The following is a 15,868-nucleotide window of genomic DNA, read 5'->3' as shown; positions in this document are numbered from 1 at the left end:
TTCCTTTTTTAAATTTATAGGCCTTTAAAAAAAAGAAAGCCTACTCCCATACTATAAATCGATATTTTAAGTTAAGAATAGCACTGAGGTCTTTGGTCGAATTAAAATCATGGAAATAGCGACCTAGGATTTTAGCAGCGCTATTAACCGGATAATAATCCAAAGATTTTAGCATCCACGGTATATCTTGTATATTGTGCCGTTTATTTGCATATACCCCAGAAAAACACTAATCTTAATATAAAAACTACCTATGCATATTGCTGTTGCCGGAAATATTGGAGCTGGAAAAACGACCTTAACTAGGCTGCTATCCAAACACTATAAGTGGGAAGCCCAATTTGAAGATGTTGTAGACAACCCCTATTTGGACGATTTTTACAATCAGATGGAACGCTGGAGCTTTAACCTCCAGATATATTTCCTTAACAATAGATACCGCCAAATTTTGGACATCCGAAAAAGCGGAAAGGAAACCATTCAAGATAGAACCATTTATGAGGATGCTCATATCTTTGCCCCCAACCTACATGCCATGGGCTTAATGACCAATAGGGATTTTAACAACTACACCAGTCTTTTTGAGTTGATGGAAACCTTGGTACAACCCCCAGATTTATTGATCTACCTGCGTAGTACCATTCCTAATTTGGTAAACCAAATACACAAGCGGGGCAGGGAGTACGAAAACACCATCTCCATAGACTACCTAAGCCGATTAAATGAGCGCTATGAGGCTTGGGCACAGAGCTATGAAAAAGGGAAACTTTTGGTGATCGATGTGGACAAACTAGATTTCGTGGCCAATCCGGAGGATTTAGGACTGGTTATCAACAAAATAGACGCAGAGATTCACGGCTTATTCTAAGTCTTTGAGTCGGGAAACAACACCTTTAAGCTAATTGTATTCAGCATCAAATACCAGCAACAAGGCTACTTGATAAATCCATTTTCCTGAGCGTGTTGTATGGCTTGCTTGGAATTTTCCACGAACAGCACAGGCGTAGTCTTATAGCCTGCAAACAGACCTTTAACCCGTAACATCTTCTTGTTATGGGCCACTGTCCGCAAATATATGGCCTTGATCCTATCTGGGAAGCGCTGGGCAATTTCCATGTAAATATCGGCATCCTTTTCCCCGCTGTCGCCAATAAGGATCAAGGGCATATCCGGATAGGTCTCTAGAATATTTAAAATTTCCGTGGGTTTGTGAGGCTTATTTTCCTCGCTTGCCTTCCGATGCCTTTTAAAAAATGAACTTAGACTCCGCAAGAGAATAGGGCCTTTGGGGAAGTTATTTTCGCTCAAGAAGAATTCCAGGTACCGATAAAGATTCCACGGGCTGTTACTCACATAAAAAATGGGGTTGGAGGCATCTCCACTGGGCCCCCTGTGCAAACGGTGGTAAAAATCAGCGGCCCCAGTAAGGGGCAGCCGTTTCCCCGGTGTTGTAAATAAGGTGTTATATATTACCCGCCATTTTAAAGGGGATATTAAACCCGTATGCAGAATAGTATCATCTATATCACTTACCACCCCAAAATCACAGGTTTTAGGTGGCAGCATCATCTCTCCAGGGAACCTATTCCCCAAATTAAACCTTCGTTTTGGATCAGGGTCCACAAAAGATATTTCGTAGGTCACCCACCCCTCTTCATTAGCCTTTAACCGCCTACCTTCCAAAGGCAGCTTCACCAAGAAATACCCCTCATCATCTGCCATAAACCGGTGTTCCCACCCATCGGGAAGTCTTAGCACTAGCTTAGCATTCCGAATCTCATCGGTTTCAAACCGCTTCCAAGAATTAATCAGGAGTTGAAAGACATTCTTTTTGGAGAGATCTATGTTCTCATCCTCCAGCGCCCGTCCCTTTATGTACAAGGATTTTTCAGTACCATAGGTCTGAAATGTAATTACCTGTAAGGGATCTTTTGATCTCAACCAACCCATCCAATAAAGTTAATAAAATACCCATCCTTCACAAAATAAGCTTTCCCTCTATCGCATAGCCCATTGCCTTAATCATAATTGACCCTACACTTAGGGAAACACGTTCCCAAGGCAATACTTTTAAAATAAAAAGCCCCGTCTTACAAACGGGGCTTAAAACGGATTCATTTTATTTTACTACTTTTTTTCTATTTCCACCTTATCGATAACCACCTTAACTTTAGCGTCATCCTTATTTAGATTGGAGGCTTCCAACGCTTTTAATTGCGCCTTTACCTCTTCATGGGTTCCCTTAAAGACCTTTTCCTTTTTTAGCTCCTTACCGTTTTCAAAGACGGTGTAATTCACCGTTGCTTGCGCCATCCCTTCGGTATCCATTTTCATTTCTACCTGTATCTCCTTTTTAGAGACCTCGGTTGGCAATTCGTGCCCCCCTAAAATAGGTGCAATCACCAAACCGATTAAACAGGTTAATTTCACTAGGATATTCATGGAGGGTCCGGATGTATCCTTAAATGGATCACCTACGGTATCTCCAGTAATGGCTGCCTTATGCGCCTCGGACCCCTTATAGGTCATTTCCCCATTAATCTCCACGCCCGCTTCAAATGATTTCTTAGCATTATCCCAAGCGCCACCAGCGTTATTCTGGAAAATAGCCCATAAAACACCAGAGACGGTAACACCAGCCATATAGCCCCCTAGCATCTCTCCAATTAATTGGTTATCGCTACCATACACCAGTTTACCCAACAGCACAATCGCAATAGGGAATCCGATAGTCAGCAAGCCAGGCAACATCATTTCTCTCAGGGCAGCTTTGGTAGATATATCCACGCACTTTGCATAGTCTGGTTTACTGGCTCCTTCCATTATCCCAGGTATTTCCTTAAACTGTCTCCTCACTTCGTAGACCATATCCATGGCGGCTTTCCCTACTGAGTTCATTGCCAAGGCAGAAAACACTACGGGCACCATCCCCCCTACAAAGAGCATGGACAAAACAGGTGCTTTAAAAATATTAATCCCATCTATTCCCGTAAAGGTTACATAGGCTGCAAACAACGCCAAGGAAGTTAATGCTGCAGAAGCAATAGCAAATCCTTTTCCGGTTGCTGCCGTGGTGTTCCCTACGGAATCTAGAATATCTGTACGCTCCCTAACAATGGGATCTTGTTCACTCATTTCCGCGATACCTCCTGCATTATCGGCAATAGGGCCAAAGGCATCAATTGCCAATTGCATTGCGGTGGTAGCCATCATTGCCGAGGCTGCTAAGGCCACCCCATAAAAACCTGCCAAAGCATAAGAAGACCAGATTGCAGCGGCAAATACTAAAATAGTCGGGAAAGTGGAAATCATCCCAGTAGCCAATCCGGCAATCACATTGGTCCCAGCCCCGGTACTAGATTTCTGCACTATAGCCAACACGGGCTTTGTTCCCAATCCAGTATAATATTCGGTAATAGATGAGATTACACCCCCTACCAACAATCCGATCACCGTAGCATAGAATACCCTAATAGAGGAAATATCCTTTACACCTTCTCCAAAAAATTCCATTTGCATGGTTTCTGGCAACATATAAATAACCAATACATAGGAAGCAATCAGGGTAAGCCCTATAGAAACCCAGTTCCCCACATTTAAAGCTCCTTGCACCTGTTTTTCTTTGGCATCGTTGTTTTTTATTTTCACTAACATGGTACCTACCACCGAAAATAAGATTCCAAAGCCAGCGATGGTCATGGGCAATAAAATTGGCCCCACCCCATTAAAGGAGTCCTCAATGGCACCGCCCATATCCCTAATCACATAATTCCCCAGTACCATGGCTGCCAATACAGTAGCCACATAGGACCCAAAAAGGTCGGCCCCCATTCCGGCAACATCCCCTACGTTATCCCCTACATTATCTGCAATGGTAGCCGGGTTACGCGGATCATCTTCCGGGATACCCGCCTCTACCTTTCCTACCAAATCGGCCCCCACATCGGCTGCTTTGGTATAGATGCCGCCCCCTACCCTTGCAAAAAGGGCAATGGATTCTGCACCTAGGGAAAATCCGGCCAAGGTTTCTAATACAATGGTCATATCATCCGTGGAAGTCCAAGTCCCATTCATAAAGAATTGGAACAATAAGATAAAGGCTGCAGTGAGTCCAAGCACCGCCAGTCCGGCAACCCCCAGCCCCATAACGGTACCCCCGCCAAATGAAATCTTTAGAGCCTGCGGTAAACTGGTACGAGCCGCCTGGGTGGTCCTCACATTGGTCTTTGTGGCAATCTTCATTCCCATATTCCCAGCCAAGGCCGAGAAAAATGCTCCGAATACAAAGGCCACTACAATAAGAATATGCGTGGTAGGGACAATAAAGGAAACTGCTGCCAAAGCAATACTGGCCCCTATTACAAAGAAGGTTAATAACTTATATTCTGCTTTTAAAAATGCCAAGGCCCCTTCATAGATGTAATCGGATATTTCCTTCATTTTACCATCCCCTGCATCTTGTTTTAACACCCATGACCTTTTTATTGCCATAAAAGCAAGGCCGATCAATGCCATGATTATAGGCACATAAATAATAATTGATTTCATTTAATAAGTTTTAGTTGATTGTTTAGGTTGTCTAAAATAGTAAAATAAGGTAGAATAAAAAAAGCAATATTATGTGTATAATATTGCTTTCCAATCATCTATAATAAGTACTCGACTTAGTATTTAATACTCACGTCTTTTGCGGGAACATCACTATCCTTAAATCTTTGTATACACTTGGCAACAATTTCTTTGGCAGCTTCCAGATGCCCCCATCCACCAACATCTACCTTCTTTTTCTCCAAGTCTTTGTACACCTTAAAGAAGTGCTCTATCTCTTTAATCAAGTGCGGGTTCAATTCAGATAGGTCGTTTATCCTATTCCAAACAGGATCGGATACCGGCACACAGATTACTTTTTCATCCGGTCCCTTTTCATCGGCCATATGGAATACCCCAATTGGCTTTACCTCCATCACACATCCTGGAAAGGTAGCTTCTGTAACCAACACAAGAACATCTAACGGATCTCCGTCCAAGGCAAGTGTTTCCGGTATAAAACCGTAATCTGCCGGATACATCATAGAGGAGAAGATCATCCTATCATAACGTATTTTCTTTAGTTCAAAATCATACTCATACTTGTTCCTGCTACCTTTTGGTATTTCGATCAATACGTCGAACGAGGTAATCTCATCATTACTCATAAATTTGTTTTTATACTATTCAACTTTCAATTTAATAAATTTATCTCTGTTTATCCTTAAAATTCTTTCTAGAAATAAAATCCAAAGGACCCTGTCACTCCAAAAGGTCGCGCTTCTGGGGCGTCTAAATAATTACCCCTAAAGTTAAAATCGACCCTTAAAATTTTAAATATATTACCTACTCCTACAGAATATTCCCAATAAGGGGATCCGGAGGGAGCCATTAGCGGAATATTCGCCGGGGCGCTCAACGCCTTGTTTCCATCAGACAGCTCTCCCCACACGCCTCTTAAGCCTACTATCTCCCTTAAGTTCCAGTTTCTAATTACAGGAACCCTTGAAAAGAGTCGCCCATTAAAATTATGCTCCAGATGCACGGAGGCGTAGGTATCCGTAACAAACTCATAGAAATTTAAATTGGAAAAGGTGTTATATACGGTAAAGAAGGTTTGGTTCCCTGGAATGGCATTTAAAAGACCTAGCGGCACTTCGCCATAGGTTTTACCCAATTCCACCGTACTTAAAAGCCTACCAAATCCGCCTAATTGCCAAGGCTGGGTATAGCTAAATTGAATCTTTTTATAATCGAAATCGCTCTCCAAAACATTTTTAATCCCCTTGGTATAGGACAAGAACAGGGTGCTATAATTCTCATTGATACTCTTTCGTTCCACCCCATTCCCAATGGTGCGTTTCCCAGGCGTATAGATTAAGGAAGTTTTAATATCAAATTGTTCGATTTCCGAGCTCACCCCCGTCGGCGACAGTGGATCTACATAATCTAAATTAAATTTTTCCGGTAGGGCAGAACTTAAGGTCCTAAAGCTACCCCCCACGTGAACCCTTAGGTTGTTCACCGGCTCCATCTCCAAATTCAAGGTAGAGAGATTAATATTTGTAAGCCTATCATTAGAGCCCACGGTAAAAACAGAGGAGGAGGCAATGCTTCGCCCCAAGACATCGTTGGTAGCGGTTAAACTAATACCCAATTGCTCTACATCCCGCCTGTTACCACCGGAAATAATTAGGCGACTACGCTTATCCAAAAGGAATTTCCCAGAAAATCCATATTTCAATTTATCATCCCCAAAACCATAGGCCATATACCCTTCCAGTCGCCAAGGGTCATTTTGCCCAAAATAAGTCCTAGCCCCTGCACGCAGTCTAATTCCCTCTGCCTCATTGTATCCAAAAACACTGAACACCTCCCCAAGATCCAAGTTCCATTTATCTATTTCCACGTAACCGGAACCCAATATGCTCACCAAGTTGTAGTACGACTTAAATTTGGGAACCGTTTTTAGGGTATCCAGCAATTCATAAATCCCTTTTTCGTCCCTATTTAAGGATTCTAATCTGTTAGCCTCCCAGAACTCATCATCCTTATTGAGTACCAAGGGATCAAAAGGATCTTTTTTAGTCCGGTAAAACTCTTTGGGCTTCACCTCGTTAAAAAGGTGGTTATCGTACACTGTGGTCCGTTTTCCGTAAACGCCACGAGAATTTTCTTTTTTGCTAAAACTAAAATCGGACAACATATAATCTCGCTTCAACAAAAACACGGAATCATTCACCACATCAAACTCCTGCTCAATATAGATCTCTTTAACCCAGTTGATATTTGCACTCTTGGTAACCGCCAGATTTATGTTTTTCACAGCGTAGGTGGTGTCATTCACCCAAAAATTCCCCTTAAAGGTTAGCTCGTTCTTTCTTCTAGGGTAATAGATAATGTTATAGCACCATTTATTATCGATATAAGCACTATCGGATAGCACGTAATTATAGGTATCTACCCCCGTTTTAGACAACGGACTCACAAAACTCTTATCAAAAAATTTCAGATAATTATTATAGACATCATAATCCGAATACAGATCCTCAATAAAGGCAATAATAGCCTGATTGTTATTGAAGCCAGAATTTTTACTACCCAATACGTCTTCCCTCACTACCTTGGCCGTATTGTCCCCGTACACCTTGGTAAAAGTTTCGTTTAAAAAGATAGGTAAATAGGTCTTCCCTGTTATCCTAGAAGTATCCAAATCCTTAAATACAAACTCCAAACCCTTAAACACCTTGCTTTTCATTAGCGCACTGTCTATGGTGTTTAGGTCGAATTCTATTTTCTCGTACTTATCGTATTGATACTGATTAAACATATACAATCCGTTGCTACGCTTCTTTGCCCAGATCTTTTTTAGTATATCTATGGCCGGATTGTTTTTCTTGTCCGTCTTTCCAAAGTACAGCACTACTTCATTCAGTTGCTCACTAGCTTCTAGCAGCACCACCCTTAAATCTGTAGTTGTTTTTGAGGTAAGGAAAATTTCTTGGGATTCAAAGCCTATAAAGGATACCAAAAGGGTATCATAGGTGTTCTCAGAAGCCATGTAAAACCTACCATTATCATTGGTAATGGTGCCTTCAGTGGAGTTTTTGAACAACACATTCGCAAAGGCAACAGGCTCCCCTTCCTCGTCCACTACCATTCCCCCAACCTTGGTTTGGGAGTAAGAGGCGTGAAGCATACCTATTAGTAGGATAAAAAGGATTTTTCTCATGGTCTTATTTAAAAACCTGCCAAAAAAAATTATATTGTAGTAATAAAAGGATAGAAAACCGTAGCCACCTACTCCGTCTTACCAGGGGGAATTAATATAAAGGCTTCGTCAACAGTAAGATGTCGTTAACGAAGCCCAGAAATTTTATCTTTGGTTTTACTTTTTATTTATACATCACTTTTTTCACCGCTTTGATCACATCTTCGTGATCTGGCAACCATTCTGCAAATAATACTGGAGAATAGGGTGCTGGAGCATCTGCTGTGTTAATTTTGGCGATCGGGGCATCTAGATAATCAAATGCATTTGCCTGAACATGGTAGGTAATTTCAGTTGCCACATTCCCAAAAGGCCAAGCTTCCTCCAATACTACCAGTCTATTTGTTTTCTTTACAGATTTTAAGATAGCCTCGTAATCCAACGGTTTTACGGTACGCAAATCTATGATTTCCAAGCTAATCCCTTCTTCAGCCAAAATATCGGCTGCCTTATCGGCTTCCTTGATAATCTTACCAAAAGATACCACAGTTACATCGGTACCCTCTCTTCTAATATCTGCTACACCTAAAGGAATAGTGTACTCTCCTTCTGGCACCTCTCCCTTATCGCCATACATTTGCTCCGACTCCATAAAGATTACTGGATCATCATCACGGATAGCAGATTTCAACAATCCCTTGGCATCCTTAGGGTTGGAAGGAACCACTACTTTTAAACCAGGACAGTTTGCATACCAGCTCTCAAAGGCTTGTGAGTGGGTAGCACCCAATTGCCCTGCAGAAGCGGTAGGTCCTCTAAAAACAATGGGACAGTTAAATTGTCCACCAGACATTTGTCTAATCTTGGCCGCATTGTTTATAATCTGATCTATTCCAACCAAGGAAAAGTTAAAGGTCATAAACTCAATAATTGGCCTATTGCCGGTCATAGCAGATCCTATCCCGACCCCAGCAAAGCCAAGTTCCGATATAGGTGTATCAATTACTCTCTCTGGACCAAACTCATCCAACATTCCCTTAGAAGCTTTATAGGCTCCATTGTATTCCGCAACTTCTTCTCCCATTAGATAGACTGCCTCGTCCCTTCTCATCTCCTCGGACATTGCTTCCTGAATAGCTTCCCTAAACTGTATTGTTTTCATCTGTAAACTGGAATTCTTTTGTTAAATTCTAAAAGTGCAAGCAAAAATAGGAAATATTATATCAATACTATGAGGTTAATAATTAAAAAAAGCCCAAAAATATATTATGCATGCATAATACTTTGAAATTTATTAAGTATCTTAGCTGTCATTCTAAAAAAAACCGATTTTAAAAACGTATTATATGAAGATCTTAGTGTGCATAAGCAACGTGCCCGATACAACGTCTAAAATTAATTTCACGGAGAACAATACCAAGTTCGATACCAATGGAGTACAGTTTGTAATTAACCCAAATGACGAATTTGGTCTTACTAGGGCCATGTGGTTTAAAGAAAAGCAAGGCGCCACTGTACATGTCGCCTCTGTAGGCGGACCAGCAACGGAGCCCACCATACGAAAAGCGCTTGCCATTGGTGCAGATGAGGCAATTAGGGTAAATGCAGAACCCTTGGATGGTTTTTTCGTAGCGGAACAACTAGCTGCCGTTATTAAGGATGGGGCTTACGACTTGGTAATAGCCGGTAGAGAGTCAATTGATTACAACGGAGGTATGGTTCCAGGAATATTGGCCACCTTATTAGGAATGAACTTTATTAATACTTGTATTAGTTTGGAGATCGATGGTGATAAGGCTACTGCCGTAAGGGAAATAGACGGCGGAAAGGAAACCTTAACCACCACTCTACCATTAATTATTGGAGGACAAAAGGGATTGGTTGCCGAAAGCGACTTAAAGATTCCCAACATGAGAGGAATTATGATGGCCAGACAGAAGAAGCTTAATGTTATAGAGCCCGTTGAAGCTAATAGCAACACAGAAGATGTAACATTTGATAAACCGGCCGCCAAGGGAAGCATCAAAATGGTAGATCCGGATAACTTGGATGAACTCATAGACCTATTGCACAACGAGGCCAAGGTTATATAAGGTTACATAGGGAGGAGGCGCAGCCAACAACGCTAGTCTCTATCAAAAACCAAAGATCTTTATAATTGTGGTCCTATGCCACCACAGATAAAATAAATCATATATTTAATAAGCATCTACTGCCCCACTACCCCAAGTAGCAAGGCCTAGATCCACAAATAAAAAGCAACTATGTCAGTTTTAGTATATACCGAATCCGAAAACGGAAAGTTCAAAAAAAATGCCTCAGAGGTAGCCTCTTACGCCTATGAGGTGGCCCAGCAAATGGGCACTACCGCAACCGCAGTCGCTATTAACAACGGAAACACCGAAACCATTGGTGACTACGGTATTTCCAAGGTCCTTAATATCACGGATGATAAATTAAAAACCTTTAACGCCCAGGCCTATGCAAATGTTCTTAAGCAGGCTGCCGAAAAGGAAGGCGCCAAAGTAATTATTCTGAGCTCTAGTACAGATGCCAAATACCTGGCCCCTATGCTGACCGCTCTATTAAAGGGAGGATATGTCCCTAATGTGGTTGCAGCTCCAGACAGCACTTCTCCTTTTAAGGTTAAGCGCACTGTATTCAGCAACAAGGGCTTTGCCCACACCGAGATCAAATCGGACATAAAAATCATAGGCGTTTCTAATAATTCTTTTGGAAGCGTAGAAAATAAGACCACTGCACAGGTAGAGGAATTTAGTCCTTCTTTGAGCGATAACCTATTTGGCACCACCTCCGTAGAAATAGATAAAGTAGTGGGTAAAGCCACTATTGCCGATGCAGATATCGTTGTTTCTGGCGGACGCGGACTTAAAGGCCCTGAGAACTGGGGAATGATAGAGGAATTGGCCGAGGTTCTGGGTGCAGCAACTGCCTGTTCCAAACCTGTTTCGGACCTAGGCTGGAGACCACATGGGGAACACGTGGGACAAACCGGAAAACCAGTAGCCACCAACCTATACATTGCCATAGGCATTTCTGGTGCCATTCAACACTTGGCAGGAGTAAGCGCTTCCAAGGTAAAGGTGGTGATTAACTCCGATCCGGAGGCTCCATTTTTTAAGGCAGCAGATTACGGAGTTGTAGGCGATGCTTTTGAAGTTGTTCCCCAACTAATCGAAAAATTAAAGGAATTTAAGGCACAAAGCACTTAATTTTTGTTAAATTGCGCCCCTAAAGGGCTGTGCAAGTCAACCAGGTCCTTCCGGTTATTTGTACAGCCTTTTTTAGTATATTAATACGTATGAGTTTAGTTAGATTAAAAATAAAAGGGATATCCTATAGCCAAACGCAAAATGGCGCATATGCCCTTATATTGAATGAAGTTGAAGGCGATCGAAAATTACCTATTGTCATTGGTGCGTTTGAGGCCCAATCCATTGCTATTGCACTGGAGAAGGAAATAAAGCCACCACGCCCCCTGACCCATGACCTTTTTAAAAATTTTGCGGACCGCTTTGACGTGGTCATCAAACAGGTAATAATCCACAAATTGGTAGATGGGGTCTTTTACTCCAGTATTATTTGCGAACGAGACAAAATAGAAGAAATCATAGATGCAAGGACCAGTGATGCCATTGCTTTGGCATTAAGGTTCAATGCTCCTATCTTCACCTATAAAACCATTTTGGACAAAGCGGGCATTTTCCTTAAATTCTCTTCCAAAGAAAAGGACAAGGAGGAAACCGACGACAGCATCATGGTTGATGAAATCTTACAAGAAGGAGAAACCGTGGCAATAAATCCAAGCTCACCGGATATGTACAAAGAACTCAGCATGGATGAGTTGCGTTCAGAGCTAGACAAAGCCGTTGCCAGTGAGGACTATGAAAAGGCGGCCAAACTTAGGGATGAAATTTCTAAACGCAAATAACCACAAATCACATTAAGCGCTACTGGATGAGAAACAAGTTTTGGATCCTTTTAATTTTATTGTTGATTGCGTTCCCGTCCGTAGCCCAAGATGTAAGTGCCATCCCAGCCCCCACTTCCGACGATATTATCCCCAACCAAGGGGTTTCTTTTTACAGTATCGGAAGAGGAATCCTGGGAATGATCGCATTACTTTTCATCTCCTATCTCTTCAGCACCAACAGAAAGGCCATTCATTGGCGCACGGTAGGCATCGGACTTTTTATACAGCTCCTCCTTGCGATTTTAATTTTGATTGGCTACCAAATTGGCTTCAATGCATTTGGCTACCGATTTGACCTGAGTTTTGTCTCCAAAATATTTGAGTTTGGCGGACAGCTCTTCGTAAGCGTGCTAGACTATACCCGTGCAGGAAGCAAGTTCCTTTTTGAAGGCTTGGTGGTAGACATGGATACCTTTGGATTTATTTTTGCCTTTCAAGTATTACCAACTATCATATTCTTCTCGGCACTTACCTCCCTGCTTTTCTATTTGGGAATTATCCAAAAGGTAGTAAAAGCCCTTGCTTGGTTGCTTTCTAAAACCTTGGGAATTTCTGGGGCAGAAAGCCTTAGTGTGGCGGGTAATATTTTTCTCGGTCAAACCGAAGCCCCCTTATTGATCAAGGCCTATTTAGAAAAAATGAACCGCTCCGAGATTCTCTTGGTGATGACCGGGGGAATGGCTACCGTTGCCGGTGCAGTATTGGCTGCCTACATCGGATTCCTAGGAGGGGACGATCCCTTGTTGCGACTTCAGTTTGCTAAGCACTTATTGGCAGCTTCCGTAATGGCGGCACCAGGAGCTATTGTAATCTCCAAAATATTATACCCGCAAACCGAAGCAGTAAATACCGAAGTACATGTATCTACTTCTAAAATAGGTTCTAATATTTTAGACTCTATATCCAACGGAACCACCGAAGGCCTTAGACTAGCCGTAAATGTGGGAGCTATGCTACTAGTATTTGTAGCGTTTATTGCCATGATTAATGGTATTCTAAACTGGACCGGAGACCTTACCAATTTAAACGCGTGGATCGCCTCCAATTCCCCTTACTCAAAGTTCTCCCTAGAAGCCATTCTAGGTACCATCTTTGCCCCATTAATGTGGATTATTGGGGTAGAATCCGTAGATATGATGCTCATGGGACAATTATTGGGCATTAAACTGGCTGCCAGTGAATTTATAGGATATATACAATTGGCAGAGTTAAAGGAAGCCTCCAACGCTGTTCACTTCACCTATAACAAGTCCATCATTATGGCTACCTATATGCTTTGTGGTTTTGCCAACTTTGCCTCCATTGGGATACAGATTGGCGGTATTGGGTCTTTGGCACCGGGACAACGAAAAACACTTTCAGAACTGGGAATGAAGGCCGTATTAGGCGGATCCCTGGCTTCGCTTCTCTCTGCAGCCATTGCAGGTATGATCTTGGGTTAAAAGCAACTGCCCCTATTAAATACAATCGTATTTGAAGATTATATTACCATAGCAAAAACCTAGAGGTTTTTCACAGACCCCTAATCCTCTTTCTTATTTGGCAGCAGCACCAAAGCATTCTAAAAATACTTATTTGAGAATTGGTATTACAAAGCGTTCACAAGGCCTCAAAATAATCCTACTTAAATTTTCGACTTTTGAAAATTCCCACATTTATAATTGTTTGTAAGGGATGTATCACCTTTTGCCCCTACCTTTGCATATAATCCAAACGTTATGAAAGAGAAGCAGACCGTAGTGGTAGTAGGTGGTGGCTTCGCAGGCTTGGAATTCATCAAGACCTTGGGAAACTCCAACCAATACAACATCATCTTAGTAGATTGCAATAATTATAATTTTTTCCCGCCACTTATTTACCAAGTTTCCACTGGGTTTATGGAGCCTTCTGCTATCAGCTATCCCTTTCGGAAAATCTTAAGAAATAAGAAAAGTGTCCGATTTAGGTTAGGGGCCCTTAAAGAGGTGGTCCCTACAGAAAATAAAATAATCGTACAAAATGGTGAGTTAAAGTACGATATCCTAGTCATGGCTACCGGGGCGGAGACCAATTTTTTTGGCAACAAGAATATTGAGGAAAAGAGCTTACCGATGAAAACCATTAGCGACGCCCTTTCCCTTAGAAATGTAATCCTTACCAGACTGGATAGGGCCACCCGACTAAAAGATAACGAGGAACGCAAAAAACTACTCACCTTTGTTGTGGCAGGTGCCGGGCCTACCGGGGTAGAACTCTCCGGTATTTTGGCGGAGATGCGGTCTTTTATTCTAACAAAGGATTATCCCGAATTGAGCAAGGAAGATTTGGGTGATATTTATATTATTGACGGTCAAGATGCGGTATTGGCCCCTATGTCCAAGCAATCACAAAAGTACACCCATCGGCAACTGGAAAAACTAAACGTTAAAATTAAACTCCATACCTTAGTTAAGGATTTTAAGGATGATACCGTGTACCTATCAGACGGTACGGAAATACAGAGCAAGAACCTAATTTGGGCAGCCGGAGTATCTGCCAAAACCTTTAAGGGATTTGCCGAGGAGAGTTATGGACGGGGCAAGCGGTTAAAGACAAACGCCTTTAATTTGGTGGATGGCTATAACAATATCTATGCTTTAGGAGATTGCGCCTTGGTAAGCGGGGATGAAAACTTTCCGGAAGGACACCCTCAATTGGCACAACCCGCCCTACAACAGGCTAAAAATTTGGCCCACAACCTAAGTTTAGCCAATAAGGAGTGGAAGCCCTTTACCTATAAAGACAAAGGTTCGCTGGCCATTATTGGAAGGAATAAGGCAGTTATGGACTCCCCAAATCAGAACATTCACCTAAAAGGATTTGTAGCATGGTTTATTTGGATTTTTGTCCATATTATGGGCTTGGTCAATTTCAAAAATAAGGTACGCACCTTATACAATTGGATAGGATATTATATATACAAAGACCAATCGTTTAGGATGATCATTAAGCCCAGCGAAAGAAAATCCTAAGATTTTAATTTACACAATGGAAAGCTTCGCTTTCCAATTTTACCTTGCGTCGTTTAAGCTACCACCGTTAATTGGGGTTTACAGCAGACTGCTAGCCCATATTACCGACCGTTATATGCTGCTAAAACACCTATTTGCACACAGTTGATAATTTTATCATAACTTGCTAAAAACAACTCCCACTTACGGGCATATTTCGTTAATTTGCAAATTGTTGCCACAACACCAACCACCAAGTTGGTTTGGGGCATTTTTTAAGTAATATTAGGATTGGATTATGAAACAGTACCACGATTTACTAAAACATGTATTGGAAAACGGCTTTGAAAAAGGAGATCGTACCGGAACGGGCACCAAAAGCGTTTTTGGGTACCAGATGCGTTTTGATTTGGCCGAAGGCTTCCCCATGGTTACCACCAAAAAATTACATTTAAAATCCATTATACACGAGCTATTATGGTTTTTAAAGGGAGACACAAACATTTCCTATCTCCAGGAAAATGGAGTGAGAATTTGGAATGAGTGGGCCGATGAAGAAGGAAATCTAGGGCCCGTATATGGCTACCAATGGCGAAACTGGAACGGGGAAGAAATAGATCAGATAAAGGAAGTAATCCACAGCCTTAAAAACAACCCCAACAGTAGGCGTATGTTGGTCTCTGCATGGAATCCGAGCGTATTGCCAGACACCAGTGTTTCCTTTTCAGAAAACGTGGCCAATGGTAAGGCCGCATTACCTCCTTGCCATGCGTTTTTTCAGTTTTACGTTGCCGATGGAAAATTATCCTGTCAACTTTATCAACGAAGTGCCGACATCTTTCTAGGAGTACCCTTTAACATAGCCTCTTACGCCTTGTTTACCCTTATGATGGCCCAGGTGTGCGACTTACAGCCTGGAGAGTTTATCCACACTTTTGGAGATGCCCATATTTACAACAATCACATGGAACAGGTTAAGCTTCAATTGGAGCGCAGTCCACTACCACTTCCTAAGATGGTGTTGAATCCAGCGGTTAAAGACATATTCGACTTTAAATTTGAGGATTTCAGCTTAGAAGACTACCAGCACCACCCCCATATAAAAGGAGCGGTAGCTGTATAAAGCAAAACTTATTTACTTGCAAAAAATTAGAAATGGGTCATTCC

12 protein-coding genes are annotated in these 15,868 nt (G+C 41.9%); 7 read left to right on the top strand and 5 right to left on the bottom strand.

Annotated elements, in window-relative coordinates; genetic code table 11:
• Positions 1-253 precede the first annotated feature (253 nt).
• Positions 254-868, top strand: coding sequence for a deoxynucleoside kinase (locus tag BV214_RS00315; protein ID WP_086475483.1), 615 nt, complete (start codon positions 254-256; stop codon positions 866-868).
• Between the two features lie 65 nt (positions 869-933).
• On the opposite strand, the gene BV214_RS00310 is transcribed toward BV214_RS00315, so the two are convergent.
• From BV214_RS00310 to BV214_RS00290, 5 genes are all read right to left on the bottom strand, one after another.
• Positions 934-1,950, bottom strand: a complete 1,017-nt coding sequence (locus tag BV214_RS00310; protein ID WP_086475482.1) for an App1 family protein — start codon at positions 1,948-1,950, stop codon at positions 934-936.
• A gap of 177 nt (positions 1,951-2,127) precedes the next feature.
• Positions 2,128-4,548, bottom strand: a complete 2,421-nt coding sequence (locus BV214_RS00305; protein ID WP_086475481.1) for a sodium-translocating pyrophosphatase — start codon at positions 4,546-4,548, stop codon at positions 2,128-2,130.
• 116 nt (positions 4,549-4,664) lie between these two features.
• The gene (locus tag BV214_RS00300) at positions 4,665-5,195 is read right to left on the bottom strand and encodes an inorganic diphosphatase (RefSeq protein ID WP_086475480.1); all 531 of its coding nucleotides are present in this window, start codon (positions 5,193-5,195) and stop codon (positions 4,665-4,667) included.
• Positions 5,196-5,263: 68 nt separating this feature from the next.
• Positions 5,264-7,759, bottom strand: coding sequence for a DUF5686 family protein (locus BV214_RS00295; RefSeq protein ID WP_086475479.1), 2,496 nt, complete (start codon positions 7,757-7,759; stop codon positions 5,264-5,266).
• Between the two features lie 163 nt (positions 7,760-7,922).
• Complete coding sequence (locus tag BV214_RS00290) at positions 7,923-8,900, bottom strand: pyruvate dehydrogenase complex E1 component subunit beta (RefSeq protein ID WP_086475478.1); 978 nt, start codon at positions 8,898-8,900, stop codon at positions 7,923-7,925.
• Positions 8,901-9,084: 184 nt separating this feature from the next.
• Here BV214_RS00290 and BV214_RS00285 point away from each other — a divergent pair, with 184 nt between their 5' ends.
• From BV214_RS00285 to BV214_RS00260, 6 genes are all read left to right on the top strand, one after another.
• Positions 9,085-9,831: an electron transfer flavoprotein subunit beta/FixA family protein gene (locus BV214_RS00285; protein ID WP_086475477.1), complete on the top strand. Its 747-nt coding sequence runs from the start codon at positions 9,085-9,087 to the stop codon at positions 9,829-9,831.
• 171 nt (positions 9,832-10,002) lie between these two features.
• On the top strand, positions 10,003-10,971 hold the full coding sequence (locus tag BV214_RS00280) for an electron transfer flavoprotein subunit alpha/FixB family protein (RefSeq protein WP_086475476.1): 969 nt from the start codon (positions 10,003-10,005) through the stop codon (positions 10,969-10,971).
• Positions 10,972-11,060: 89 nt separating this feature from the next.
• A complete protein-coding gene (locus tag BV214_RS00275; RefSeq protein WP_086475475.1) occupies positions 11,061-11,690 on the top strand; it encodes a bifunctional nuclease family protein in 630 nt (209 codons plus the stop codon).
• Between the two features lie 26 nt (positions 11,691-11,716).
• Positions 11,717-13,174, top strand: a complete 1,458-nt coding sequence (locus tag BV214_RS00270) for a NupC/NupG family nucleoside CNT transporter (RefSeq protein WP_086475474.1) — start codon at positions 11,717-11,719, stop codon at positions 13,172-13,174.
• A 276-nt stretch (positions 13,175-13,450) separates the two neighbouring features.
• On the top strand, positions 13,451-14,722 hold the full coding sequence (locus BV214_RS00265) for an NAD(P)/FAD-dependent oxidoreductase (RefSeq protein WP_086475546.1): 1,272 nt from the start codon (positions 13,451-13,453) through the stop codon (positions 14,720-14,722).
• 277 nt (positions 14,723-14,999) lie between these two features.
• Positions 15,000-15,824: a thymidylate synthase gene (locus BV214_RS00260; protein WP_086475473.1), complete on the top strand. Its 825-nt coding sequence runs from the start codon at positions 15,000-15,002 to the stop codon at positions 15,822-15,824.
• Positions 15,825-15,868 lie beyond the last annotated feature (44 nt).

Origin of the sequence: Arenibacter amylolyticus (assembly GCF_002150785.1) — a bacterium.
Classification (GTDB): domain Bacteria; phylum Bacteroidota; class Bacteroidia; order Flavobacteriales; family Flavobacteriaceae; genus Arenibacter; species Arenibacter amylolyticus.
This window is presented reverse-complemented; position numbering and strand designations above follow the sequence as displayed.

What these genes read in the sequence shown, in the direction of transcription:
- BV214_RS00315 (WP_086475483.1), top strand. Translation starts at nt 254, where the DNA reads ATGCATATTGCTGTTGCCGGAAATATTGGAGCTGGAAAAACGACCTTA.
- BV214_RS00285 (WP_086475477.1), top strand. Translation starts at nt 9,085, where the DNA reads ATGAAGATCTTAGTGTGCATAAGCAACGTGCCCGATACAACGTCTAAA.
- BV214_RS00310 (WP_086475482.1), bottom strand. Translation starts at nt 1,950, where the DNA reads ATGGGTTGGTTGAGATCAAAAGATCCCTTACAGGTAATTACATTTCAG.
- BV214_RS00290 (WP_086475478.1), bottom strand. Translation starts at nt 8,900, where the DNA reads ATGAAAACAATACAGTTTAGGGAAGCTATTCAGGAAGCAATGTCCGAG.
- BV214_RS00275 (WP_086475475.1), top strand. Translation starts at nt 11,061, where the DNA reads ATGAGTTTAGTTAGATTAAAAATAAAAGGGATATCCTATAGCCAAACG.
- BV214_RS00280 (WP_086475476.1), top strand. Translation starts at nt 10,003, where the DNA reads ATGTCAGTTTTAGTATATACCGAATCCGAAAACGGAAAGTTCAAAAAA.
- BV214_RS00300 (WP_086475480.1), bottom strand. Translation starts at nt 5,195, where the DNA reads ATGAGTAATGATGAGATTACCTCGTTCGACGTATTGATCGAAATACCA.
- BV214_RS00305 (WP_086475481.1), bottom strand. Translation starts at nt 4,548, where the DNA reads ATGAAATCAATTATTATTTATGTGCCTATAATCATGGCATTGATCGGC.
- BV214_RS00265 (WP_086475546.1), top strand. Translation starts at nt 13,451, where the DNA reads ATGAAAGAGAAGCAGACCGTAGTGGTAGTAGGTGGTGGCTTCGCAGGC.
- BV214_RS00270 (WP_086475474.1), top strand. Translation starts at nt 11,717, where the DNA reads ATGAGAAACAAGTTTTGGATCCTTTTAATTTTATTGTTGATTGCGTTC.
- BV214_RS00260 (WP_086475473.1), top strand. Translation starts at nt 15,000, where the DNA reads ATGAAACAGTACCACGATTTACTAAAACATGTATTGGAAAACGGCTTT.
- BV214_RS00295 (WP_086475479.1), bottom strand. Translation starts at nt 7,759, where the DNA reads ATGAGAAAAATCCTTTTTATCCTACTAATAGGTATGCTTCACGCCTCT.